The following is a 25,580-nucleotide window of genomic DNA, read 5'->3' on the forward strand; positions in this document are numbered from 1 at the left end:
GGCGTCCTGAACTCGGCACGTCGATCGTCGAGTTCAGACCCGGATCACCTTTGCGCGGACGCCTACCCTCATCTCAGCGAAAGCATCAACATGCCGAGGTGGCCGAGCTGACCGGTCGGCTTACCGGTCTCGCCGACGCGGGCCGGCCCGAAGGGATCCGGGTGATCGTGCCCGCGAGCACCGGCAACCGGGCGCGCAACTGTCGCTGTTCGACACCAGCCCGGGATCGGCCACCATCCGAGGTTCCCGATCAGCGGATCGATCGGAGGCGCCTGGTCGTCGAGGTTCGCAGTCTCGTCGGACGCGGTGGTGTCGCTGGTCAGCATGTCCGCCCAGAAGCACCAGCCCCCGGGTCGTCTTGCTCGAGGATCTGCACGTTGATCGCTCGCCTGCGGGTCTGTATGTCGCTGAGTCCGAGGAGCTTGGCTGCCGCCGAAGTACGGATCTGTCCTTCCCGACCAGGTGGTGGCGCTGGGGCAGGCCGTGGGTGGCTCCTATCAAGGAGACCTGGTCGCCCAGGCCCCGGCATGACTTATGCCCCCAGTCTAAATCTGGGCTCGGCGGGGTGACTATGTAGCCATAGGCAACTTGTCGCCCGGACTCGCGGACCGGTCCAGATCGACCTCGCCCGAGGCCTCGAGCGGCTGCTGGTAGAGCATCGCCCGCTACGGCCGCGTCGGCCTACTCTACGGGCCCTTGGTGGCGAGGACGTCGGCGCTGTACCGGCCGCGCATCACCAAGGAAGCCGACAGCGATGTCGAGTCCTCCACCCCGCCGCGTCGCGGCCGAGCGCGGCCAGTCGCCACCACACTGCGGATAGGCACCTGGCGGTCATTGGAGGAGAAACAGGTGCACGAAGGTCTTCGGTCGGGCGCTTTTGCATCATTTGCCTCCGATCACGCCAGGTTGTGCATCACGTGTTTGATCTGGGTGTATTCCTCGATGCCATAGGTGGACAGGTCCTTGCCGTAGCCGGAATGCTTGAAGCCGCCATGTGGCATTTCAGACGCGAAGGTGAGGTGCGTATTGACCCAGACGCAACCGAACTCCAGGCGCCTGGCCACCCGCATGGCGCGAGCGTGGTCGCGGGTCCAGATGCTCGATGCGAGCCCAAAGTTCACGTCATTGGCGCTGCGGATCGCGTCCTCCTCGTCGCGGAAGCTCTGCACACTGATGACCGGGCCGAAGACCTCGTCCTGCGATATCTCGTCATCCTGCCGCACTCCGGCCACCACGGTCGGCGCGAAGAAATAGCCGCGGTCGCCGATGCGGTGGCCGCCAACGGTGACCTCGGTGTGGCTCGGCAAGCGGTCCAGGAAGCCGCTCACCCTGCTGAGCTGGCCAGCATTGTTCAGTGGACCGTAGAGGACGCCGTCCTCATGGGATGGTCCTGTCCTGGTCAACTTCGCGTGTGCGGTGAGCGCGCTGATGAATTCGTCGGCGATCTCGGCCGCGACGAGAACCCGGGACGCTGCGGTGCAGTCCTGACCCGCGTTGTAATAGCCGGCCATGGCAATGGCCTCGGCCGCTTCGGTGATGTCCACATCTTCGAATACCAGGACCGGGTTCTTGCCACCGAGCTCAAGGTGCAACCGTTTGAGGTCTCTGGCGGCGCCAGCGGCGACGTCCATGCCGGCCTGGACGGACCCAGTCAGGGAGACCATTCTCGGAATGTGGTGGCGCACCATTGCTCGCCCAGAGTCGCGGTCGCCACACACTACGTTGAGAACGCCGGGTGGGAGGTGCTCAGACGCGATGTCGGCGAAGAGCAACGCGCTCATCGGGGTCGTCTCGGCCGGCTTCAGCACAACCGTGTTGCCGGCCGCGATTGCGCTGACCGATTTCAGCGTTGCCATCATGAGCGGATAGTTCCAGGGCACGAGCTGTGCACAGACTCCGACCGGTTCTCGGCGCACGTATGAGGTGTGTCCGGACACGTATTCGGCTGCTGCCTTCCCATCGAGCACCCTCGCCGCGCCGGCAAGGAACCGGATCTGGTCCACCACCTCGGGGAGTTCCTGGCAAGCCGTGAGTCCCCTCGGCTTTCCGGTGTTGGCGCATTCGGCCGCGACGAGTTCGGCTGCGTGCGCCTCCACTGCGGCGGCGAGGTTCAGGAGCAGTCGTTGGCGCTTGGCCGGCGTGGTATCTCGCCAACGTTCACCCGCCTTAGCTGCGGCGTTCATCGCTGCGTCGATGTCGGAGGCGCCAGAGCACGGCGCCAAGGCCAGCGACTCGCCGGTACAGGGATCGACCAGTTCCTGGTACGTACCGTCGCGGGGATCTATCGCGGCGCCGTCAACGTGGTTCTGGAGAGTTTGAATGGTCACGAGCCGGCTCCTGGGGGGCGTACGCCGATGGGCCCCTTGCGAAGGCGTCGGCGAACGTCGTCCGGCGAGTATTCCCACGGGACCCAGTCGTGAATCATCCAGGTCACGCCGGCCCGCTCGAACTGCTCGATCTCCGCGGCCGCTACGAGAGGGTCGTCCGGAATGTCGTGGCTGATGACGAAGTCGTATGGGCCGCTTTCTTGGCGATGCTCGCCGATGAACGACCAGATTTCCTCGATCAGCTCGGGAGTGAACGGCGTGAGGACGAAGGTGTCCCCGCGCCTGGTCACCTGGGTGGGAAAGGCACCTTGCCATCGCGCGGCCCGCCTCATCGGCCGTTTCGTCGGCCAGTAGCCGGCCACCCAGATCGGGATGCGCGGCTGAACCGGCCGCGGCAAGAAGGTCGTCTCCTCGAGCTGATAATGGGCCCCGTCGTAGCTGAAGGGCCGCCCGCTGCACAACCCCGCGAGCACATCCAGCCCCTCATCCAGCTTGTCCGCCCTGACGCGCGGGTCGCCGTCCTCGCCGAAGAGCTCGAAGTCGGCGTCGGCGGCATAGCCGAGGCCTACCCCAAGGATCGTCCGCCCCTGCGACAGGTGGTCCAGCGCGACGATCTCCCGTGCGACCTTCCACGGCCGTCGGCGCGCCATACTGGCTACCATGGGGCCGAGTTTCACCCGCCCGGTCACCGCCGCCATCGCGGCCAGCGCGATCCACGGGTCCGTGACACTGGGAACGTCATGCCTGTCAAAGAGCATCACATCCCAAACGAACACGCCGTCCCAACCAGCTACCTCCGCCTCATAGGCGAGATCGGTTAGCACATTCGGGTCGGCGAATGCCCCCGTGATCGGAAAGTTTGCTCCGTAATACACAGCCCCTCATCTCATTGGAAGACGATCGGCAGCGACCGAAAGCCGTGGAATCCGAGGTTCGTGTTCCAGTCCAAGTCCGCGTCATCGCGGACGTGGAATTCGGGGAAGGTCGAGAACAGCTGCTCCAGCAGAACCCTGAGCTGTACCTGCACCATCGGTGCGCCGATGCACCAGTGCGGCCCGTGACCGAAGGCCAAATGCCTGTTGTTCGTTCTGGTGATGTCTAGTGTGTCCGGATCGCTGAATCGGGCGGGATCCCTGTTGGCGGCACCGACGTAGGGTAGGACGACTTGGCCCTTGCGGATCTCCGCACCTTGATAGGTGAAAGACTCGCGGGCCACACGGCTAATGAACTGGACCGGGTTGTCATACCGCAGGAACTCCTCGGCGGCCGACGCGGCAAGTTCTGGTTGCCGCCGTAGCAAGTCGTATTGCGCCCGGTGCCGATGCAGCGCCAGGATGCCGTTCCCGATGACGTAGCGGGCCCCCTCCAGACCGGCGAACGTCAGCAGGATGCACTGCGCGTTGATCTGGCGCTCGGTCAGCCGGAAGCCGTCCGTCTCCATGGATATTGCCCGCGAGAGCAGCGTCTGGCGTCCATCCGCCGCCGCCATCCGGGTAACCCCTTGGAGGAATTCGACGTACTCGAACGTACTGGTTTGGGCGTGACGTAGCTCGTCGATCGTGAGGTGGCTCGACGCGTAGATGTGCGCGATCGCGTCTGACCATTCGATCAGCCGCTTGAACTCTGATCGCGGGATTCCGAGGGCCTCGCAGATGATGAGTGCCGGCAGTGGATAGGCCACCTCGGTCATGAGATCGACCTCGCGGCGCCCTCGCAGCGGCTCCAGCAGCTCGGCAACGAGACGCTCAGTGAGCGCGGTCAGATTGGGCTCAGTGAGGCATTCGAAAACCCGAGCCATGTGCCGCCGGAATGCGGTGTGCGCCGGCCGGTTGAAGAAGGCCAGCCACTCCTCGAAGAGCGTAATCATGGGTGCGAACTCCGCCCGATCCTCCGGCGGGAGGAACCTGGTCGGAACGTCCGCCCGGGCACTGGACAGTCGCTGATCTGCCAGCAGGCTCCTGGCATCCTCATACCTGAAGAACATCCACGTGCCACCGAACACCGGTGAGAAGTAGGTCGGATGATGATCCAACATGTACCGGTAGAACGGGTACGGATCCTTGATAAGCTCCAGATTGTTGAAGTTGAAATCTGCCAGTCGAATACCGGCAGCGGTCCCCGTGGGTCGGTTCACCACCGCCATCACCTCAAATCTTCGTTGACGATCCCCTGCGACTGATTCGCCTGACCGAGACCCTCGGCGAACCTGCTGCGCGTCGATGCATCAGTTGCGAGTTGATTCGACTCTGTCATCGTTCGCATCGAACACTGCGCCTGTGCGGCTGCTTGTGCGTTGGCGCCGCCCCCAAGGGCGCACCCCAAGGTTTGATGCGTCGCGAATGAGACCGCCGCGGATCTCGCGAAAGATCAGTGGTGCCGCGTTCGCGCAGACCAGCTACCACCTGACCGAGCGGGACGCGCGATGAGCGGCGAATAGGCTGGATCCGCGTCGTTGGAGCTGCCGATCGGGGCGTTCCCGGTCGGGCAGCAGGCTGAGCCGGCCGTGGCCGACGCGTCTTCGGGGAGGCGCTGCCGAACTCAGCTCACGGATGACGGCGTCGCAGGCGGCGAGGTCGGTTCGCCTGTTGGCGTGAGCGGCGGCGTCTCGGTGGCCACAGGTGTCGGCGTGTCGGTGGGAGTCGGGGTGAGCGACGCTGGCGGTTCGGGCGTCGATGTGGCGTCCTGGGCCGTGGTGGGCGCCACCGTCGGTGTCGGTGTCGGTGTCGGAGTCGGCTCCGGCGCTGGGGTCACGGTCTGCGTGCCACCCGCCGGCGGCGAGGTCGGTGCGAGCGTCCCGGGCGTGCTGGGCGCCGGCACGCTCGGTTTCGTCGACGGTGGGCGCGGCCACGTCGATGTCGGCGGGACCACCGTCAGGGTTGGTCTCGGGGACGATGTGCGGACCGGCGTCGAGGGCTGCACCGGGTCCGGCGTGTTGTCGTCGGTGACCGGGTTGTCGTCGGTGTCGGTGTCCGGGTCGATGTTGCTGCCGTCGCCGACCGCCGGCGGAACTGGTCCCGGCCGATCCGGGATCGTCACTGCGGACTTGCCGTAGGTCTGCATCCAGCGGAGCACGGTGGACACGTAGGCCATCGAGTGGTTGTACCTGAGCACCGCCCGAACCAGGCCCAGCGGGCTGTGTAGATCCGCTCCGCCGGAGCACAGGTAGTCTCCTGCCGCGCGGGTCGCGTCGTAGACGTTGTGCGGGTCCTTGACCCCGTCACCGTTACCGTCGGCGCCGAACGCGGCCCAGGTGCCGGGGATGAACTGCATTGGGCCTACCGCCCGGTCCCAGCGGGTGTTGCCGTCGTACCGGCCTCGGTCGGTGTCGCTGATCGCGGCCATCCCCGGGCCGCCGTCGAGAACCGGGCCCAGGATCCTGCCACGGGTCAGGCCACTCGCATCGACGCGGCCGCCGCTGGCGTGCGCGGACTCGACCTTGCCGATCCCTGCCAGAAGCGGCCAGGTGATACCGCAGCCGGGCCGGACCGTGGCCAGCCCGGTCGCCGCGTTCTGATAGGCCGCCAGCACCCTGGCAGGGATACCCGACACGCCACCCACAACACCAAGGCGAAGCCGGGGCACGCCGTTCGTCGTGCCGGCCACAGGGACCAGACGAGGAGAACGCGTGCCCGTGCCGGGCTCGGGCCTGTCATCGGTTCTACCGGTGACAGGCACATCTACACGGGGCCAGACCTTCGTAGGGAGGCTGCCGTCGACACCGAGATGGTCCGGTACATCGTCGACGATCGCGTCGCGGCGGTCCATTCCGAGCGCAGACGCGTCGACCACGAACCGGCTGTACAAGCCACCGTCAAAAGCCAGCATCATGGCGACCACGGCGACCGGCGCTGCCAGCGTCGCCCAGGTGCCGGTCAGCACGCCCCGCATGTGTCTAGGCTGCTGCCTCACTCCGTCATCCTCAGTGTCAAGAGCTGCCCTGCTACGCGGCTCGGCCAATAGTTTGACGCCCCGGTGGATCACTCACGCGCCAGACGCTCGCCCGGCCGCGGATTATCGCGAAGAGCGGTGATCTGGTTACAGGCCGCGTCGATGGCTGCGCGGTGAGACTCGAAGTAGCCATACCAGATCGGATCGTCTGGCCGCTGGTCGTTGAGATCATCGATGTCGACATACCAGCTGCGGTCCGGCGAGGCCGCCTGGTAACGAAACACCCGTGCATGCACAAGGATCTCCGCGCCAATCATCGAAGGGATCGTGGATCTCATCCCGGTGCTCCCGTTCCGCCAGCCAGAAGCCATGCAGCGCCTGGGTGGCCTAAGCGTTACCCGATATTCCATTCGACGATGCGCCTCCACCCTGACGGCGAACATCGAGGAACACCCCGAGACCCACCCCCCAATTCCGACGAGGCCCGTCCGACGGGGGAATGTTGCGCGCGGTTCAACTCTGATCTTCCAGTCCGCCGGGCTGACGCCGGCCGCGCGCCGCGATCGAAGGAGGCGCCGCAGCCGCGCCATCGCGCGACAATGACGTCCACCAGCGTGGTGCACGGCAGGCCCGGTGACGGGCGTGGCCTAGACGCATAGAGGCGGTCATCGCGTGATCCTTTGGAAGACCTTCCACAGTGCTTCTGAAAGAGACAACGCGACGACCGCGAACACCAGTATCGGCAGGCGCCGAAATATTGGGGGTTTGTTCAGGTGGGTTCCCGCAGGTTGCAAGAAGCCTTCACGGCGACGCTGGTAAGGGACAGGCAATCCCGTGATCGACCCTCTCCGAGGCTTCCATGTCTACTGAGACCACTACGACCCGCATCCCGTGGCGTACAGCACGCAACCAGCAGGACTGGTGGCGCAGCGCCGTCATCTATCAGGTCTACGTGCGCAGCTTCCAGGACTCCGACGGCGATGGCATCGGTGATCTGACCGGTGTCCGCGCCAGACTGCCGTACCTGCGCAGCCTCGGCGTCGACGGTATCTGGCTCAACCCGTTCTACCCGTCGCCGCAGCACGACCACGGGTATGACGTATCCGACTACTTCTCGGTGCACCCCGACTACGGAACCCTCGAGTCCTTCGACCGGCTGGTCCACGACGCGCATCGACTCGACCTCAAGGTGCTCATCGACATCGTCCCGAACCACTGCTCGATCGAGCATCCATGGTTCGCCGCGGCGCTGGCCGCCGGCCCAGGAAGCCTTGAACGTGAGCGGTTCCACTTCGCCGACGGCCGGGGCGAGAACGGCGAACTGCCGCCAAACAACTGGCGCTCAATCTTCGGCGGATCCGCCTGGCAGCGCGTCACAGAACCGGACGGATCACCCGGTCAGTGGTACCTGCACAGCTTCGCGCCGGAGCAGGCCGACTTCAACTGGCTTCACCCGGACGTGACTGCGCATTTCGAGCAGGTACTGCGTTTCTGGCTGGACCGGGGCGTCGACGGGATCCGGATCGACGTGGCGCACGGGCTGCACAAGGCCGACGGATTGCCGGACCACGAGAACGCGATGGACGACGAGCTCACCGGCGATCCGCTCAATCCCCTGGCCTGGAACCAGCCCGCGGTGCACAAGGTGTGGCGCAGGTGGCGGACCATCGCCGAGGGATACACCATGCTGACCGGTCGCGAGCGCGTGCTGATCGGCGAGGTCGGCGTCCTCGACACCGAGCAACTGGCGCTCTACCAGCGTCCGGACGAGCTGCACCAGAGCTTCTACTTCGAGTTCCTGCGCGCGCACTGGGACCGGCAGACCCTCTACGACGTGGTGAATCGCGGCCTGGGCACGATCGCTGCCTCCGGCTCGTCGGTCGCCTGGGTGCTGAACAACCACGACATGCCGCGATCGGTCACCCGGTACGGCGGTGGCGCTCCCGGCGTCGATACGGGCGACGTCGATCTCGGCACCCTCCGGGCTAGGGCGGCCGCCCTGCTGATGCTCGCGCTGCCAGGAGCGGCGTACGTCTACCAAGGCGAGGAGCTCGGTCTGCCCGAGGTCACGGACCTACCCGTCGACGTCTTGGCCGATCCGATGTTTCACCGCAGCCAAGGCGTTCGGCGTGGCCGAGATGGTTGCCGGGTGCCCCTGCCGTGGGCCGCTTCCCAGGACGGCTTCGGCTTCTCCAGCGGTGATCCGTGGCTGCCGCAGCCGGACTGGTTCGCCGATCATGCCGTGGACCGGCAGCTGAGCTCGGGCGAGTCGATGCTCCACCTCTACCGCGAGACGCTCGCCTTGCGGCAGCAGCGCCTTCCCGCGCTGGCCGGCGACGAGTTCCGCTGGTTGCGGACCGATCCGGGCGTGCTGGCCTTCACCAGAGGCGACGGATTCGCCTGCGTCGTCAATTGCTCATCGCGGGTCGTCCCCGCACCGGTGAACGGCGAACTGCTGCTCGCCAGTCATGAGGAGGCCGGCGAGAGGCTCCCTCCGAACAGCGCCGCATGGTACCTGCTTCCGGAATCAACCGAAGCAGTGGGTGAGGCCGCGTGATCCCCGAAATGTGGGCGCTGATCGTCATCACCGCCATCGTATTCGTCCTCATGGCCCGAGACCTCGCACGAGATCTGAGAGATCGCTGATGAACGCTCGTCCGCTGATCCTCGGCTACATCCGAGCACATATCCTCTTGACGAAGGAAGAGATCGACGCAGCGAAAGTGCGCCTAACGGTATTCGCGAGCGCCGAAGGCTACGTCCTCGGCACCGTCTACGTCGAACACGTCACCTCGGCACCAGCAGCGTTCCATGCCCTGCTGGACGAGGTGCGGCGCGACAACGACATCTGGGCCGTGGTGGTGCCGAGCCCGCAGCATCTGGCCGCCGGGGGACGCCGGGCGATGACGAGCAGCCTCGAACACCAGGGGAGCGTGCACGTCCTAGTTGCGGAGCAACCCCACTAGACCGGCGGACCTGGCGCCATGAGAGCTCACACACCGCCTCGGCGCCAGGTCCGCCTACAACCCACCCTCCCTGCACTCTTCGCCATGAATCACGCGGCCTCCGGTCAACCGGATCGGGGCGTTGTGCCAACGCGTTCCCAGCGTCATCCGGACTACGCGAGCATCACCAACTTCCGGGGTCTGGCCAACATCAGCGGTGCCGATCGTGCTCGCCGAGATCGGCGACGACCGCTTCCGCTCGCCGACGATCAAGCGCTTCGGGCCTCCACCGGCTCCGGTGACCCGGGCCTGGGCAAATCCCACACGTGCCCCTTCGCCCAGTGTGCCCCTCGCGGATTAAGCGAACATCAAAGGAGCTTGCCGAGTACCTCAAATAGTCGAGCGGTGAGAGCCCCGCCCACCGAAGGTTGGCCCCGGTCGATGGGTCTGGACACATCCACCCCTAGGCAGCATCCAGCGACCGAAACGCTGCTTGACCACTCAAGATTCTTGCCGACCGACGCGTCGAGGTCCGGCTTGACCGTGGATCGCTGCTGGGTGGACTCGATCAAGTCGCGGAGCGCGCGCAACCAGACGCGATCTCCTGACCCTTGCCAGGTGGCTGGGCCCATGACGGCAGGGCTGTCCAGCAAGCGCCCTGCTGAACACCAGCCTCAGCCGGCTCCGCGCCTCCGCCGAGCAGTTCTGGCAACGCTCTCCCATCCGTAGAGTTCACAACCTTGGTGTGAACAAGAGCGGGCCCACGCGCACCCAACCAGCGACGCGGAAGCCCTCCGTGGCGCATCTGTTCGCAGCGAGCCGATCGGCTCATCGAGCAGCATGGCGAGGGGCAGGCTTCGGGCTCGCTGGGCTGCGGGCACCGCGGCTGCAGCGAATCGAAGCAGACGAGGCCGCCTGCTATCGAAGGGTGCGGAGTGCTTTCTGGATCGCCGCAAGGGTTGGATGGGTGTCGGCGACGGTCCCGGTAAGGATGCCTTCTGCTCTTTCGTAGAGCTGTCGCGCAGTGGCGGGATCGTCTTGGAGTCGGCGGAGTAGGGCGAGGTTGGCGAGGGTGGGTGCCAGGTCGGGGTGGTTGGCGCCGAGGAGGGCTTCTTTGATGGTCATGGAGCGGCGGAAGAGCTGTTCGGACTCGGGGAGATTTCCTCGCTTGCGTGCGATAGCGGCGAGGTTGTGGACAGTGACGGCTACCTCGTAGTGAACCGGGCCGTAGGTGTTCTCGAATGTGCCAAGTGCCGCTCGAAGGATCTTGTCGGCTTCATCGAGGTGGCCGAGCTCCAGCAGGATCGGAGCGAGTGCAGCACGGTCGGCCGCTACGGCCAGGTGATCGGAACCCAGGACCTGCTCACGGATCTGTACGGCGCGACGCGCGGGCGCTTCGGCGGTGATGTAGTCACCGCGGGCGTGTGCCAGACCACCGATGTTGTGAAGGATCGTAGCGATCTCGAGGTCATCTCGGACCGGAGAGTTCTCCAGCAGAGTCAATGCGCGGTTGTATAGGTTGGCGGCCTCGTCGAAGTTGCCGCTGTATTTGAAGGTTACGGCGAGCTCGTTGCAGACGAGAGCAACGGCCTCGGCGGATACGCCGGCGACGTCATCGACGACCCTCAATGCCTGGCGCAGGGCCGATTCAGCATGGGAGTAGTCACCTGTCGTGCGGCGCAGCGCGCCCAAGTTGATCAGCGCCCGCACCTGCAGTTCTGCGCTGTCCGGCTCGGAGCGAGCCTGCGAGGCCGTCGCCGCGGCAGCCTGGAACATCATCCTGGCGAGCCCGCCGTCGTCGCTGTCCTGGGCGAGGACACCGCGAACCAGCTCCGTCTCTGCTCTGGCCAAACCGCCCGCGGCCACGGCCAACGGCCAAGCCTGCGAGATCAATCTGTCCGCGGTCGCCTGATCGCCATGCTCTCGGGCCTGCATGCAACCGCTGAGCAGCGACGCCAGCTGGGGCTCATCTCGATGGTGCTTCATGACAACGTCTCCCGTTGTGACAAATCGAGATGATCACCTCGATCGGGTCGGGCCGCACACTGCTCGCAGCTGCATCCGACCGTGCCGACAGCGAACCCGGCTCAGTACTTAGAACGTGTCTCACGAAGGTTGACAGGCTCCGCGCAGCTTCTCCTTGCCCATGGACTTCATAATGAACATCCGTTCGGAAAGTCCTGGTCCCGGATATCCGTCAACACGGGTTTCAAGCCGTGGCCAACAGAACAACAGCCGGCCGGGTAGCACGGGCGCAGCGTGCGTACCCGGCCATCCCAGAGGTTGTCAGTCCAGCAACACTGTCTCGTTGTGGTTGTAGCTGCCTACCATGTAGATGGACGCATCGAATGCGGGGTTACTGCCGGACGCGACGATCGTTGCAGTAGCGCCGTGGTTGCTGTTTCTGGCTGTGACATCGAAGGCACAATTGTTGTGCGCTGACTTGTACGTGAATGACGCCGAGGTTTCCTGTCCCTGCACCGGTGTCGCCGTGGACGAGGATCCGGAGTAGCCGGTGCCCGAGAAGTATTCAAAACAGCCAGGGGCGGCGGAAGCGGGCGCTGAGGTCAAGCCCATAGCGAGGGCAGTGACGCTCGCCCCGGTGGCCACAATGGTAGTGAGCTTACGACGGTTCATGCGTGGTCCTTCCTCAATTGGCCCTGGGCACTCGTACCCGAGCCACGGTTGGTAAGAAATGACTGGTTCGAGGCGGCAGTCACGGACCAGCAAATTCCTTTAGCCTTATCTCACTCCTGTGGACGAGCGGCCTCATCGGGGACGACCCCAGTATTTACCCCTAGAGAGCCCTGGCGAAGAGGGAGTCCTACCCGCGATGTGCCCGATCTGGTGCTGTTCAGGCGGCATCCACCGATTCATCTGCGTTCAATTGGCCGTGCCCGGGCACCTAGCGAACGCCATCGAATCTTCTGTTGCAGGCCTGTTCCCAGACATCGGTCTGCTAAGGCGCGACCCGCTTCCGGAGTGGCTGAAGTCGTCAGGCTATGACCGATAAATGCACGGCAGCCATGCTGCCCGTAGTCCATACGAGTGTCACCGTGTGTCCCGGTGCCGGCGTCGCAGGTGCGTCTTCACCGTTGCGCCAAGGGATTCAGTCACCTGCGAGAACCTTCCGAGCTTGGCGCTCCCTGCAGTTCCGAAATGCAGCGGCTGGGCAGGGTAGGGTGGCACGCGGGAAATTTGGGCGACATTGACGGTCAGAATCTAGTATGCCTGCGCTTGGAGGGCCCCAGTGCTGCCGTGGTCGTTCTTGAGTTTCTGATAGCTCAAAGGTCGGCCAGAGTCGTCACGAGGTCTGGATGGTTTGAACCGAGCGGTATTGCTTGATCGTCAGGGTTTCGTGGGGCAGGTGCTCCGCAGTGACTAAATCATCGTGCTGCCCCAGCGATTGCGGCGAGGTTATTGAGCATCAATGCAACTTCGTAGTGGTCTTCGCCGTATGTCCGTTTGTACACCTTCAGCGCGTGCCGGAGCAGCTTCTCGGCTTCGTCCAACTGACCGAGGCCGGCAAGTATCGAGGCCAACATGGCCTGGTCGGAGACCGTGGCTATGTGGTCAGGGCCATGCGTGCGTTGCCTGATCTCGACTGCTCGGCGTGCTGGGATCTCGGCCGCTGCGTAATTGCCACGGGCATGGGCTAGGCCGGCGAGGTTGTGATAGATGGTGGCAACTGCGGGATGGTCGACACCATCCGCACGGTTGAGCAAGCTCAGCGCCCGTTCGTACGACGAGAGTGCGAGATCGAACCGTCCCGTGCATTTGAAGACCATGCCGAGTTCGTTGCAGATCAACGAGACGAAGTCCGGGCCGATAGCTGGGGCCTCCTCCGCAGCTGTCAGAGCTATTCGGAGTAGGTGTTCAGCGTCGCTGTAGCGGCCCTGCTCACGTCTCACGCTCCCCAGGAAGGTACGGGCCTGCACGAGCACTTCGAATGTGTTGGGAGTCCACGGCTTGCTGGAGAGGTTCGCCTCAAGCCACTCGAACGATTCGACAGCGGTCGCGATGTCGCCGGTGTGGTGAGCTAATAGGCCGCGCATGAGGGCGACCTGTGCGACTGCGGCATCGTCGGCCGTCTCGCTCAGCACCTGCGCAAAGCCGATCATTCTTTCGGCCCGCCCATGGTCTCCACTATCGATGGCGAGTCGGCACTCGGCGAGCAGCCGTTGGACAAGGAGTTCGTCACCCGTGGACTGCTGAGTCCTCCTCCTACTCACGATGCCTCCGGCTCAAGTATTTGCGATAGGGAATGATGCGACTGCGCCGACGCCACATAGCCTTTGGCCAGGCCCGCGTGCTCGGAGCTGTGCGGGCAACTCCGGTAGGGAGGCTGGTGGGACGGTCCTCAGACTGCGGTCCTCGGGGCAACGACCACAACCGCCCCACCATCGTCCATAGTCGACAACTTTTGATCGGTCGGCATCCGGGGGTTCACCTAGCTGCCACCCCTAGGCGATCTATCCGCGTCATCAGAATGCTGCTTAGACAGGTAAGTTCGCGGTACTGAGCGGGAGGCCGGTCTTGGGTTCAATAGATTGGCGAGTGGTGCACTCGTTCGTCTCGTGGTCCCGCTGATCTTGGTAACCCGACTGCCGGCGATCGCCTTCGTGACCGAGCCGGCAATCCCGGTGTCCTCGGCACTCTCGTCCGCCCAGCCTGATTGTCTGCCTTGACGGAGGTCAGCGAGAGTCGTTGGCAGGCTGGTGCGTTCCGGCGTCGACGGTGGCGAGGTCGTAGCCGGGATCGCCGGGAAGTATCGATCGCAGCCCGGCGTCAGAGAGAGAAAGCCGCGGGATGATCGGCTGAACGAGACGTTCGATGGACATCACCTCAGAGACGCAACCGAACGAAGTCAGTTCGGTCAACGTCGCCCAAGTCGATGGCAACAGTCCACAGAGGCCGCGTTCCCACCTGCGGAGCAGTTCGCCAGGGGTCTGCCAGCTTGTCGGGTCGGCTTCTGATGTCTGTCCGTCGGCGGCCTGGTTGGCAGGCGCAGTGGCGACGAAGAACCGCGTGTCGTACCGTCGCGACAGCTCGAGGGGCGTCATCCAGCGTGCCCACGGCCTGAGGAGATCGGCACGGAGCACGAGATCGTTCGTCACGAGGAACTCGCTGAGCGAGATCAGCTTGTGGGTCAACGCCTGCCGTGCCGCCGCGTGGGTCTCCGTCAGCGTTGTGACCGTCGGTGTCGCGCCGGCGAGGAGTACTCCGGACTCCTCGAAGAGTTCGCGCACCGCGGCCTGGATCAGGCTGATCGCGAACTGCCGTGAACACAGGAGGTACGTCGCCCAACGGGTGGGACTCGGGCCGAACCATCGCGCCCCCGGCTCCGAGTCCGAAGGCTCGACTCCGCCGCCCGGGAATACAGTCATGCCACCTGCGAATACCTTCCTTGGGACCTGGCGTTGGGTGAATACCTCCAGACCCGCGGGTCCGTCGCGGAGGAGGGCGACCGTGACTGCGTCGCGCGCTAGCGTCGGTTCGCCGTGGTGCAGGTCGCGAATGAACCTGTCGGGAAGATAGAGGTCGGGCGGGAGCTGAACCATGAGGTGTCCTTGGGGGCTTGACCGTTGACGGGTTTAGCGCTGCGCCACCATCACCCGGGAGAAGGCTGTCGTCGCCGTGAGTTGGAAGTTCTGAAAGCCGGCAGCGTCGAGCAGTCGGTGCCACGTGCTGGTCGGCACCTGATTGCCCATCGCCGAGTTTGGCCGTTGGGCAGCTCCCGGTGTGCACAACATCGACGACGACCCGTAGGCGATCCGACTCACGGGGTCGCCAACCGCCAAGGTCACATGTTCCTTCGCCATCGGTTCGACGATGAACACGATTCCGTCCTCAGCCAACTGGTGATGCGCACGGGCTAGGGCGGCGCTGGGGTTCGGCAAGTCGTGCAATGCGTTGAAGAAGAACACGACGTCGTAGGGACCACCGGCAAAGGCCGCCGCGTCCTCTCTCCGAAACTCCGTTTGGCTTGACAGACCGAGGTTGCCGGCTCGCGAAGCAGCCTCGTCGAGCGACTTCTGATGGCTATCGATTCCGACGGCCTGAGTAGCTGGGAAGGCTTGGGCGACGAGTAGGAGTGGCTCCCCGAGTCCACAGCCGATGTCGGCGACGCGGGCTCCGTTCGCTAGTCGTTTCGCTAGCCCGTCCACTGCCGGGATCCAGCACGCAACAAGCTCAGTGCGGTAGAGCCGGAGCAGGCAGCGGCTCAGCGTGGACGAGAGCCGTTCGGATCGGTCCGACCACGGCATGCATCTATCGGTGCGGAAGGCGGTCTCGACTCGGTCGAGGTCGAGGTCCATGGCGGCTAGTAGAGCGGCACTACCGCCCATGAACTCCGGTGCTTCCTCGTCGACGAGGGTCGACGCGTGAGCCAGCGGCAACGAGTAGCGGGCAGACTGGACGTCTAGCCGCAGGTACCCGTTCGCGACCTGTCCGTTGAGCCATTCTTCAACCAGCCGGGCATCGCACCCGGTGTTTGATGCCAACTCCGTCGGTCGATGGCCCATTCCGAAACAGCGCTCGATACAGTCCCAGTCGGTCGCCGACGTGAATCGACATAATCGACCAGGCACCGGCCAACTCGAGCGTCAGTCGGCCCGCGAACTCTTCCTGATCGTTGAGATCCGCTTCATTTCCGGCCATGTCGAGTCAAACCGCCCGGGAGGCGGAGGCTTCAGCGTTGGTTCGTACCTGGTACCACGCGTGCTTCCCTCCTGGGCATGTGGTGAAGTCGTAACGAAGTCCATTGGGGCCGAGCGCTATTAGGCTCACAGACGACGTACCCCAGGGCCGGCCGGATCGGGCCTGCCGGACCACCAGCGCCCGGGAATCAGTCGGCTCGAGCAGATCGCCGTTGGCCAGATCAAACCATCCGTCCCAGGCTTGCGCAGTCCCCGTGACCGCCCCAGCGGGTGCAGGCCTGGGCTGCGTCTGAAACCGGGGCCCGAAATGCGCGACACGCGGAGCGACCCACTCTCCTTCGGCGCTCCCCAATCCGTAGTTTGTCGCGAAATGCAGCCCTGGCCCTAGAGGTTGTGTGGATGCGCGAAGGCCATCCCAACTCATCATCTGGGCACCTGCCATATCAGCGACGATCAGGTGGAATGGGTCGAACGCACGCAGCTCATCCGAATCCGGCTCGGGCGCTTCGTCTGACAACGCGAGGAGCGGCAGTTCGCCGCGCGAGCGTCGATCGGGCTCGCCGCATGGGCGGCCAGGCGCGTTCAGCAGCATCGCTGCGCGCGGACAACCCTCCTTCTGGGTGATGGCCACCCAGGTTCCACCTGCCTCGCAGTCCTGCCCGCCGATGGCGTATGGACGAGGGGCCCAGTGCGGCCCTGGCCCGATCCAGGATCGGTCGAGGAACTCGTCTCGGGTGAACAGGATCAACACGGGGTCGCGAGCCGTTGGATCGATTGAGATGACACAGGTGCACATCGCGAATCACCTGACTCCTGGGCCGGACAGCAACAGATGCTCACGAGCCAATCAGTTGGACGTGAACCTGTCCTGGGGGAGGACCCCGAGCCGGACCCCGAACATTGCGCAGTCGGTCGGTCTTCGGGCCCTAGCGGGTCCTCAAGAGGTTGGCCGGGACCAGAATCTCTCGGGATCGCAGGTATTCGCCGAGCGCCTTACCTGCTGGGTCGATGCGGAGATTGCCCGCCGCGCAAGGCCCGAGGAGGTCGTGGACAACGAAGTGCACAGCGTGCAGGAAAGGGAACTCGTGGCGGACGACGATAAGATCTCGAGTCTCCGGTATGAGTTCTCGTAGCGCCGCGCAGGTCAGGAACTGCCTGATCCACGGCCATGCTCCAGCATCGCGGGCCCAAACCCCGATATCACAATGGCCGCCCTTGTCCCCACTGCGTGTGTGCGCGATTCGGCCGAGGGGCACCCGGGATGATCCGACCCGTCCGGCTGCCGGCCGCGGTTCGGTGTGAACGGGCTGGAAGACCTCTTCCGTAGTCGCCGCTGGAGCGACTTTCAGCGTCCGGCCATCGTCGAACACGACTTGGTGCCGGATCTCTGTTACCGGCAGAAGCGCAGGCCAGTAGGCGACTCTTGGCCGAGGCATGGTCTGGGTGGGTGCGGCGTAGTCCAAGAAGTAGCCGGGGATGCTTTGGAGGTAAAGGCTCGCGAGTCTTCCAGAGAGGTCGAGGTCAATGAGAGCTGCCTCGGTGTCGGCCGCAGCAATGACTCGTACCGCGACCGTGACTTCCCACTGCGATTCCGGCTCGACTGCAGCACGCCGAGTTGCGTGATGTCGAGCTCGGTGACGGCCGAGGGGAGGTCAAACTCGAGCTGTGCGCGCAGTAGATCGACCTTCTCAGCGACATCGGGTGCTGTTACGAACGTTGAGCCGACGACGGTGTAACCGGACTGCGCGAAGATCGCGACCTTCGCTGTGGCCGTTGGCGGAGACCTTGTCGCTCCGCTGACGCGTACTCGGTCCTCGGCGATTTGTTCGAGGCTGACGGCGTCCAGACGTAGTGTCACGTCGGGGTTCAGATATCGGGGCCCCTGGATCTCGTAGAGGATCTGCGCGGTGACGGTGTCCACCGTGACCGCGCCGCCGTGGGCGGCGTTCTTGCAGATGACGCTGGTGCCATCAGCGGCGATCTCGGCCGTCGGGAAGCCCGGATGACGCAGGTCAGTCATCTCCTGGAATCCCGCGAAGTTTCCGCCGACCGTCTGGGGGCCGCACTCGATGATGTGTCCGGCCAGTACGGCGCCGGCGAGGGCGTCCCAGTCGTCCGGCCGCCAACCATGCCACCAGGCCGCCGGGCCCAGTACGAGAGATGCGTCCGTGACCCGCCCGCAGATCACGATGTCCACGCCGTCGGCCAGCGCTGCGGCGATGCCCCACCCTCCGAGGTAGGCATTCGCGGCGACAGGAGCCAACGGCCAATCGGCCAACGCCGTACCCCGTGTCGCAATGTCGAAACGTATGGCCTTGTTGTCGCAGGTCGGTCAACCTGTCCATCAGGTTGTCACCGTCGACGTGCGCGACCCGTAGCGGCAGGCCCTGCGTGGAAATCTCAGAGCGGACTATCTCGGCCAACCCAGCCGGGTCGAATCCACCCGCGTTGGTCACAAGTTTCATGCCTCGACTGGCAAGGCCCTCCAGCATTGGTGTCAACTGATCGACAAAATATCCAACGTACCCGCTCGCGACGCCACCTCTGAACGGCACGGACAGCGTCGCGAGCGATGCTTCCGCCAGATAGTCGCCTACGGCCACGACTGAGGATCCCGACATCACCTCGGCGAGCGCCTCAAAGCGGTCGCCGAGATAGCCGGAGAAATTAGCGATCCGAACGGGTATCATGATCGCGCGGCAACGCGGCGGCGGAGGCCTGTGCGAATCTCAATGCAAAGGAAAGACGAATCGCGCCGTTGGCGAGCGAGGTGCGCTATGGAGGCAGCATGATCCGCCGCGGAGCGTTCCAGATCCAAACCGTGGAGTAGGACTTGCCAGTCGCGGTGCTCACCGGAGCGCCCGACTTCCGCCGTCCTGATCTCGTCGAGGTGAGCGTTCATCTGGTCGATCCATGTTGGATGGAGCAGGTTGTTCGCGCCGCCCGGGTCCAGGACGTCGACGGCCCTTCCTGGAGTTTGGCGTCACCTGCGTGCCGCAGCGTGGGCATCAAGCTCAGCTCGTCCTCGGATCGTGGCCGACAGGTCTATTGCGATCAAACGATCGCGTTATACGAGGGCTTCTCACATTCGCGAAACCCCTGCGGCGTACCCCAAACTTTGCGGCTTTGTGGAAGAATTACGCCGCGTTGGCGGCGGGTGAGCCGATCACCCCGCGGGATGCCAGCCGCGGTGGGGCGGGGTCGATGCGCGGCTTTTGTAGATCCAAGGGTCGCGGTCTCGGATAGACCCTTATGTCAATGAGTGCTGGGTCGAGCGCTCCGGGCAACGTCGCCGGGCGGTGGCGATCCGTTAGGTGAGTCACCGGCCCGCGACGGATCAGCGCTGCCCACTCAGGAGGCATCGTGAGGCAGACGTTGAACCGAATGATCTCAGCGGCGCGGCGCTTACCACGTCCTTGTGCCGGCGAAGTCGATGAGAGCCAGCAACTCTTCTCTGCCGGTAGCGCTCAGGTGCGCCTCATCCAGGCTGCGAGTGGCCGCCTGCAGGTGTTGGTCGGTTTCGGCTCGGGTCCAGGCGAGGGCGCCGAGCGCCCCCAACCGCGCAGTCACCGACCGGATCTGTTCGTCGTCTGGCACGTGCGATTGGGTGTAGAACTCGGTGAGATCGTCGCTGGGTTCGGCGATGGAGAGCGCGAACGCAACCGGCAGGGATTTCTTGCGGGTGCGAATGTCGGCGCCAACGGGCTTGCCCGTCCGTGCCGGGTTACCCCAGATGCCGAGCACGTCGTCGACGAGTTGGAAGGCCAGACCGAGATGCCGCCCGAAGGCCTCCAGAGCCGTGGTTGTCGCCGTGTCCGCGCCGCCGAGGACGGCACCGAGTCGTGCGGCGCAGGCAAGCAGCGATGCGGTCTTGCCGTCGGCCATGCGGTAGCAGTCCTCGGTTGTAACGCTGCTGCGTGCCTCGAAGTCGAGGTCAAGGACTTGGCCGACGACGAGCCGCTGGTAGGTCTCGGCCAGGGCATTGGCTGCGGTTACACGGCTGGCGCTGCCGTGTCGCAGGAGCACGCTGAGTGCGAGGACGATGAGTGCATCCCCGGCCAGGAGGGCTGCCGATTCGCCGAATACCGTCCATGCTGTTGGCCGGTGCCGTCGAAGGCGGTCGTGGTCCATCACGTCGTCTTGGAGGAGCGAGCTGTTGTGCGCCAGCTCGACTGCGACCGCGCCCGGCAGGGCGGAGTCCCAGGATCCTCCGACGGCTTGGGCACATCGGATCACGATGGCCGGCCGCAGCATCTTTCCGCAGTCGCCGTTGGATGGCTGGCCATCGGCGGTGGTCCACCCGAAGTGGTAACTCACAACTCGGCGCACAGGCTCGTCCAGTTCGAGCACCGCGACGCGAAGCCCGGCGTCTACGCGCCGTTTGAACTCGTCGATCGCACCAGCGGCGGCCGCTTGCTCTATGACTGGCGCAGCTACCGTGGTCGGTTTGAGGTCCACGGCGACTCCTCTCACTTACTCGTCTCGGGAATGCGGGCGTCGGGCCAGCGAGGGCGGGGCAAAGTAGACAGATTCGGTGCTTGTGATCCGCTCCTCGATGTCGAGTGGGCCGAGAGTTCGCAGCGCCTCCAGCACACCAGCGAGCAGATGCGGTGGTGCGGAGGCGCCGCCGGTGAGCCCAATGGTGGTCACCGCGTCGAACCATTCGGATCTCAGCTGTGTGGCGTCTTCGATCAGCCAGGCAGCCACGCCCTCCCGGCGGGCGACGTCGACCAGGCGCTGAGAGTTGGAGGAGTTTGTCGAGCCGACGACGAGCACAAGATCAGCCTCAGCGGCGACAGCCCGCACCGCGTTCTGGCGATTCGTGGTGGCATAACAAATGTCGTCGTCCGGAGGGGCCTGCAGCTCAGGGAACCTGCGCTGTAGGACCTCCACAACCGCTGCGGCTTCGTTCGTGGCGAGGGTGGTTTGGGTGAGGTACGCGACGCGCCGCGGGTCGTCGACCGAGACGGTGGCAGCGTCGTCGGCGGTCTCGATGATAATGATGTTGTCGGGTGCCTCGCCGTAGGTGCCATCGGTTTCCTCGTGTTCGGCATGGCCCACCAGAAGGATGGTCTTTCCTTGCGCGGCAAACCGGCGCGCTTCAGAGTGGACCTTGGACACGAGCGGACAGGTGGCATCGACCGTGTCCAGTCGGCGCTGCTGGGCCTGCTCGTGGATAGCGGGTGCAACGCCGTGCGCGGAGAACACGACGCGGGCACCTTCCGGGACTTCGGTCAGTTCGTCGACGAAGATCGCACCTTTGTCGCGCAGGTCAGCCACCACATGGGAGTTGTGGACGATCTCTTTGCGCACATAAATCGGCGGGCCGTGGAGGGCGAGTAAGTTCTGCACGGTGTCGATCGCGCGTTCCACGCCGGCGCAGAAGGCCCGCGGCGAGGCCAGCAGCACCCGGCGGGTCGGGCCTTGACCAGCCATCACAACACCCTGCCGTCGGCAACAACCAGCGGCGGCCCAGCCTCCGCGTTGTCAACAGGTCGCTGGTCGGCGAGCCGGAGCGCTTCCTCGATCAGCGTCTCCACGATCTTGGACTCGGGCACTGTTTTGATGACCTCGCCATTGACGAAGATTTGGCCCTTGCCGTTGCCGGAGGCGACCCCCAGGTCGGCCTCGCGGGCCTCACCCGGCCCGTTCACCACGCAGCCCATGACCGCGACCCGCAGCGGCACGTCCATGCCTTCGAGCCCGGCTTGGACCTGCTCTGCGAGGGTGTAGACGTCGACCTGAGCCCGCCCGCAGGACGGGCAGGACACGATCTCCAGACGGCGCTGGCGAAGGCCGAGCGACTCGAGGATCCCGATGCCGACCTTGACTTCCTCGACCGGAGGCGCCGACAGCGAGACCCGGATTGTGTCGCCGATACCCTCGGCCAATAGTGCGCCGAAGGCCACCGCTGACTTGATCGTGCCCTGGAACGCGGGTCCAGCCTCGGTCACGCCTAGGTGCAGCGGGTAGTCGCAGCTCTGCGCGAGCAGGCGGTAGGCGTTGATCATCGTCACCGGGTCGTTGTGCTTGACGGAAATCTTGAAGTCATGGAAGTCGTGCTCCTCGAATAGCGAGGCCTCCCACAGAGCCGACTCGACCAGCGCCTCCGCGGTAGGCCTGCCGTACTTGGCCAGCAGCCGCTTGTCCAGCGACCCGGCGTTGACACCGATCCGAAGCGCCACACCGGCGTCCTTGGCAGCTCGCGCAATCTCGCCGACCCGGTCGTCGAACTTCCTAATATTGCCCGGGTTGACCCGCACAGCCGCGCAACCTGCATCGATCGCGGCGAACACGTACTTGGGCTGGAAATGGATGTCAGCGATCACCGGGATCTGCGACTTCTTGGCGATCGCGGGCAGTGCGTCCGCGTCGTCCTGGCTTGGTACCGCGACCCGGACGATCTGACAGCCCGCCGCAGTCAGCTCAGCGATCTGCTGCAGAGTGGCTTCAATGTCGGCGGTCTGCGTCGTAGTCATCGACTGCACACTGACCGGCGTATCCCCACCCACCGGCACCCCACCGACGTTAACCTGCCGGCTCTTGCGCCGCCCCGCCCGCGCCCGCGCTGCAACGGCCGGTGTCGGTATCCCCAGGAACGTTGTCATGCCGCCTGGCCCTCTCCGTCGGTGATAGGCGGCGTCGTGTGGGCCTGCCGTTCGAGCCCGGCGAGGGTGTCAGCGATCCCCTGTGCCATGTGCTGTGCGGTGAGGCCTACCTCGGTGAGAACCTCTGACCGTGTGCCCTGGGAAAGGAACCGCTGCGGTATGCCGAGGTTCAGCATGGGTGTCCAAACCGCGGCATCACGTAGCGCCTGGGACAGCGCGGCACCCACGCCACCGGTGCGACCGCTGTCCTCGACGGTCACCACCAGCCGGGCGCCGGACGCGAAGGTGGCCAGGGCGGGGTTGATTGGCTTGACCCAGCGGGGGTCGACGACCGTACAGCTCGTCCCCGCCTCGGCGAGCTGGTCCGCGGCGGCAAGGCATGCTTGCGCCGCTGCACCCACCGACACGATCAGCACATCGGTCATGCGCTGCGTCGAGCGCAACACATCTATGCCCGCAACCCGATCTGTCGCCGCAATGTCGGCACCGACGGCCCCCTTTGGAAACCGCACCGCCGTGGGACCGTCTTCCACAGCGATCGCCTCGCGTAATTCCTCGCGCAACGTCGCCCCGTCGCGCGGGGCCGCGAGCCGCAGCCCGGGCACCAGTTGCAGCAACGACATATCCCACATGCCGTTGTGGCTCGGCCCGTCATCTCCAGTGATCCCAGCCCGGTCCAACACAAACGTCACGCCGCAGCGGTGCAAGGCCACGTCTAGCAAGACCTGGTCGAACGCCCGATTCAGGAACGTCGAATATAGGCACACGACCGGATGCAAACCTCCGATTGCCAGCCCGGCCGCAGACGCCACGGCGTGCTGTTCGGCGATCCCCACATCAAAAATGCGCTTCGGGAACCGGCGCCCGAACTCCACCAGGCCCACAGGCCCGGGCATCGCGGCCGTGATCGCCACCACACGACGATTGGTTGCAGCGATGTCGACCAGCTCAGCACCGAACACCGACGTCCAGGTCCTCTGGCCTGATACCCGCGGCGCGCCGGAGCTCGGGTCGAACGGCGGCGGCCCGTGCATGCAATCGGCGTCATCCGCCTCGGCCGGACCGTATCCACGACCCTTCTGGGTGACGCAATGCACCACAACCGATCGGCCTCGGCCGCGCGCACAACGTAGCGCCGACTCCACGCTGGCCAGGTCATGCCCATCCACCGGCCCGATGTAGTCCAAACCCAAGGCCGTGAAGACGGTGCCATCGATACTCACGGCGCCGTCGCTTGCCTGGTACTCACCGGCACGCCGCCCCCGAACCTCGTGAAGGTGAGAGGCCACCCCGCCGACGGTCGGCGCATACGAGCGGCCGTTGTCATTGACCACCACAATCACGCCGAGCTCCGGCGCGGCACCCAGGTTGTTCAGCGCCTCCCAGGCCACGCCACCCGTTAGCGCTCCATCACCGATGACACACGCCACTCGACGGTCGGCCTCACCGCGCAACTGCCGGGCTTTCGCAAGGCCATCGGCATACGCCAAACTCACCGATGCATGCGAATTCTCGATCACATCATGCGGCGACTCGGAACGACTCGGATAACCCGACAAGCCGCCCTGCGCGCGAAGCCGCCCGAATTTCTCGCGACGCCCTGTAAGTAGCTTGTGCACATATGCTTGATGCCCGGTATCCCACAAGATGGTGTCGAAAGGAGAATCGAAAACACGATGCAACGCCAATGTCAACTCCACAACTCCGAGGTTGGGGCCTAGATGCCCACCTGAAGCCGACACCGAGGCCACCAAGAACTCCCGGATCTCCGCCGCGAGACCAAGCAAATTGTGCATGCCCAACCTACGAACATCGGCAGGCTCGCGGATCGTGGACAAGCAACCCGCTGCCCAGTCAACAATCTCTTCGCAGGCATCGAACCGCTTGCCCATTTTGCCTACTCTCGCAATAGCTGGATAGATCGCTGCCGTCATCGGTCAACGCCTGCCACAGACAGCGAAGGAATCAGCTGGGCGAACTGTCCATCGTTTTAACACCGTGAGCTACGACACGCAGTGGAGCGTCGGGGGTGGCCCTTATGTCCCACCCCAAGATTTGAAGATAGCCCGCGAGGGGAGTTGAAAAGGTGGCTCGTCGGTTGCCCCACAGGCCCGGATCCAATGGCCATGAGTTTCGCGCACTTCGGTGGGGTGCCGCAACGATCGTCTACGACCGGACCAAGCCGGTGGTCAAGCAGCATGTCGCGCCCGGGTCGCGGTTCCGCTGCAGCCGGAGGCCGCCGCGTTCGCCGAGCACTACGGGTTCACCATCGACGTGCTGGCCGCCTACCGGCCCACCAGCAAGGGCCGGGTCGAACGCCAGGCCGTCATCGTTCGCGACCACGTGCTCGCCGGACGGTCGTTCGACTCGGTCGGCGAGCTGGACAGCGCCTTCGAAGGGTGGTTGCCGATCCGCCGCGGCCAGGTGCACCGCACCCACGGGCAGGTGATCGCGGTCCGGGCCGAGACCGACCGGGCCGCGCTGCAACTGTTACCGACCCTGCCCTACCTGGTCGCCGACAAGCACCTGCGCCGGGTCGGCAAAGACTGTCTGCTGTCGTTCGAGGCCAGCTTCTACTCCGTCCCGGCCCGCCAAATCCGGCCCGGGCAGCGAGTCCAGTTGCAAACCGACGGCGCCGTCGTCACCATCCACGCCGTCGTCGCCGACGGCGGCCGGGCCAGCGTCCGTGGTTCCTGGGTCGTCGACCAGACCCACTGGGACGGGCTGCCCGACGGACACACCCGCGCCGTCACCCTTGACCCGCCAGGTGGACTTGCCGGCCCAACCTCTGTGCCACAACGGCCGGGCATCCCGGGTGCGCCGAGCCCGCTGGCGGCGTTGCTGGGCGCGAACCACGCCGCGGCCCCACCGGTCGCACGCCGGCCGCTGACCGACTACCAGGCCGCCGCCCTCGCCCACCCCATCCACCAGAACTGGCCGGAGCCGAACCCATGGCCAGCACACCCAGCAGCAACTCTGCCGACGTCACAGTCACCGGCTATGCAGCGACAAGCCTCGTGGAACTGCTCGACCACTGCGAACAGTTCCTCCGCACCGCCAGCCCGGTCGTGCGCACCGAACTGGACACCTTCCTCACCCAGCAGCCTTCACGGTCCGACGCCGGCTGGCTGATCGACCTGCTCGGCTTCAACG

20 protein-coding genes are annotated in these 25,580 nt (G+C 65.1%); 3 read left to right on the forward strand and 17 right to left on the reverse strand.

Translation table 11 applies throughout. From position 1 onward, the window contains the following. Nucleotides 1–68: 68 nt before the first annotated feature. The 7 genes from G3I17_RS35330 to G3I17_RS35360 form a co-directional block, all read right to left on the reverse strand. Nucleotides 69–326: a hypothetical protein gene (locus tag G3I17_RS35330; protein WP_164602969.1), complete on the reverse strand. Its 258-nt coding sequence runs from the start codon at nucleotides 324–326 to the stop codon at nucleotides 69–71. A 360-nt stretch (nucleotides 327–686) separates the two neighbouring features. Next, entirely contained in the window at nucleotides 687–824 is a 138-nt protein-coding gene (locus G3I17_RS35335; protein ID WP_164602971.1) for a hypothetical protein, read from the reverse strand. A gap of 72 nt (nucleotides 825–896) precedes the next feature. Next, complete coding sequence (locus G3I17_RS35340; RefSeq protein WP_203591224.1) at nucleotides 897–2,327, reverse strand: gamma-aminobutyraldehyde dehydrogenase; 1,431 nt, start codon at nucleotides 2,325–2,327, stop codon at nucleotides 897–899. Beyond that, the gene (locus G3I17_RS35345; protein ID WP_164602973.1) at nucleotides 2,324–3,202 is read right to left on the reverse strand and encodes an LLM class flavin-dependent oxidoreductase; all 879 of its coding nucleotides are present in this window, start codon (nucleotides 3,200–3,202) and stop codon (nucleotides 2,324–2,326) included. The genes G3I17_RS35340 and G3I17_RS35345 overlap by 4 nt, the downstream gene beginning before the upstream one ends. A gap of 11 nt (nucleotides 3,203–3,213) precedes the next feature. Further along, nucleotides 3,214–4,470: a cytochrome P450 gene (locus tag G3I17_RS35350; RefSeq protein WP_164602975.1), complete on the reverse strand. Its 1,257-nt coding sequence runs from the start codon at nucleotides 4,468–4,470 to the stop codon at nucleotides 3,214–3,216. A 395-nt stretch (nucleotides 4,471–4,865) separates the two neighbouring features. Next, nucleotides 4,866–6,215 carry a lytic transglycosylase domain-containing protein gene (locus tag G3I17_RS35355; protein WP_203591210.1) on the reverse strand — a complete coding sequence of 450 codons (1,350 nt, stop codon included), beginning with the start codon at nucleotides 6,213–6,215 and terminating at the stop codon, nucleotides 4,866–4,868. Between the two features lie 89 nt (nucleotides 6,216–6,304). Beyond that, a complete protein-coding gene (locus tag G3I17_RS35360) occupies nucleotides 6,305–6,532 on the reverse strand; it encodes a hypothetical protein (RefSeq protein ID WP_203591211.1) in 228 nt (75 codons plus the stop codon). 542 nt (nucleotides 6,533–7,074) lie between these two features. Between G3I17_RS35360 and G3I17_RS35365 the strand changes: the two genes are divergently transcribed. Both G3I17_RS35365 and G3I17_RS35370 read left to right on the forward strand, forming a co-directional pair. After that, the gene (locus G3I17_RS35365; RefSeq protein WP_164602982.1) at nucleotides 7,075–8,772 is read left to right on the forward strand and encodes a glycoside hydrolase family 13 protein; all 1,698 of its coding nucleotides are present in this window, start codon (nucleotides 7,075–7,077) and stop codon (nucleotides 8,770–8,772) included. Nucleotides 8,773–8,860: 88 nt separating this feature from the next. Continuing rightward, a complete protein-coding gene (locus tag G3I17_RS35370; RefSeq protein ID WP_203591212.1) occupies nucleotides 8,861–9,181 on the forward strand; it encodes a hypothetical protein in 321 nt (106 codons plus the stop codon). 897 nt (nucleotides 9,182–10,078) lie between these two features. On the opposite strand, the gene G3I17_RS35375 is transcribed toward G3I17_RS35370, so the two are convergent. The 10 genes from G3I17_RS35375 to G3I17_RS35425 all read right to left on the reverse strand — a co-directional run bounded on the left by G3I17_RS35375 (nucleotide 10,079) and on the right by G3I17_RS35425 (nucleotide 24,319). Further along, a complete protein-coding gene (locus G3I17_RS35375; RefSeq protein ID WP_343238537.1) occupies nucleotides 10,079–11,026 on the reverse strand; it encodes a tetratricopeptide repeat protein in 948 nt (315 codons plus the stop codon). Between the two features lie 420 nt (nucleotides 11,027–11,446). After that, nucleotides 11,447–11,797 (reverse strand): hypothetical protein, encoded by a 351-nt coding sequence (locus G3I17_RS35380; RefSeq protein WP_164602987.1) that lies wholly within the window; start codon nucleotides 11,795–11,797, stop codon nucleotides 11,447–11,449. 749 nt (nucleotides 11,798–12,546) lie between these two features. Continuing rightward, nucleotides 12,547–13,392, reverse strand: coding sequence for a tetratricopeptide repeat protein (locus G3I17_RS41870; protein ID WP_164602989.1), 846 nt, complete (start codon nucleotides 13,390–13,392; stop codon nucleotides 12,547–12,549). Nucleotides 13,393–13,854: 462 nt separating this feature from the next. Further along, entirely contained in the window at nucleotides 13,855–14,547 is a 693-nt protein-coding gene (locus tag G3I17_RS35390; protein WP_343238533.1) for an NUDIX hydrolase, read from the reverse strand. A 207-nt stretch (nucleotides 14,548–14,754) separates the two neighbouring features. Then, nucleotides 14,755–15,477 carry a class I SAM-dependent methyltransferase gene (locus tag G3I17_RS35395; RefSeq protein WP_164602993.1) on the reverse strand — a complete coding sequence of 241 codons (723 nt, stop codon included), beginning with the start codon at nucleotides 15,475–15,477 and terminating at the stop codon, nucleotides 14,755–14,757. A gap of 1,732 nt (nucleotides 15,478–17,209) precedes the next feature. Continuing rightward, the gene (locus G3I17_RS40155; protein ID WP_275402634.1) at nucleotides 17,210–18,097 is read right to left on the reverse strand and encodes an acyclic terpene utilization AtuA family protein; all 888 of its coding nucleotides are present in this window, start codon (nucleotides 18,095–18,097) and stop codon (nucleotides 17,210–17,212) included. A gap of 1,127 nt (nucleotides 18,098–19,224) precedes the next feature. After that, complete coding sequence (locus G3I17_RS35410; RefSeq protein ID WP_164602997.1) at nucleotides 19,225–20,277, reverse strand: polyprenyl synthetase family protein; 1,053 nt, start codon at nucleotides 20,275–20,277, stop codon at nucleotides 19,225–19,227. Nucleotides 20,278–20,292: 15 nt separating this feature from the next. Next, the gene (gene ispH / locus G3I17_RS35415) at nucleotides 20,293–21,255 is read right to left on the reverse strand and encodes a 4-hydroxy-3-methylbut-2-enyl diphosphate reductase (RefSeq protein WP_164602999.1); all 963 of its coding nucleotides are present in this window, start codon (nucleotides 21,253–21,255) and stop codon (nucleotides 20,293–20,295) included. Further along, nucleotides 21,255–22,427: a flavodoxin-dependent (E)-4-hydroxy-3-methylbut-2-enyl-diphosphate synthase gene (gene ispG / locus G3I17_RS35420; protein WP_164603001.1), complete on the reverse strand. Its 1,173-nt coding sequence runs from the start codon at nucleotides 22,425–22,427 to the stop codon at nucleotides 21,255–21,257. Before ispG ends, ispH begins: the two co-directional genes overlap by 1 nt. Further along, nucleotides 22,424–24,319: a 1-deoxy-D-xylulose-5-phosphate synthase gene (locus G3I17_RS35425; RefSeq protein ID WP_164603003.1), complete on the reverse strand. Its 1,896-nt coding sequence runs from the start codon at nucleotides 24,317–24,319 to the stop codon at nucleotides 22,424–22,426. Before G3I17_RS35425 ends, ispG begins: the two co-directional genes overlap by 4 nt. Nucleotides 24,320–24,572: 253 nt before the next feature. Between G3I17_RS35425 and G3I17_RS42380 the strand changes: the two genes are divergently transcribed. Then, nucleotides 24,573–25,559, forward strand: coding sequence for a hypothetical protein (locus tag G3I17_RS42380; protein ID WP_164603005.1), 987 nt, complete (start codon nucleotides 24,573–24,575; stop codon nucleotides 25,557–25,559). Nucleotides 25,560–25,580: the final 21 nt, after the last annotated feature.

It is taken from the genome of Streptomyces sp. SID13031 (genome assembly GCF_010548305.1).
GTDB lineage: Bacteria > Actinomycetota > Actinomycetes > Propionibacteriales > Kribbellaceae > Kribbella.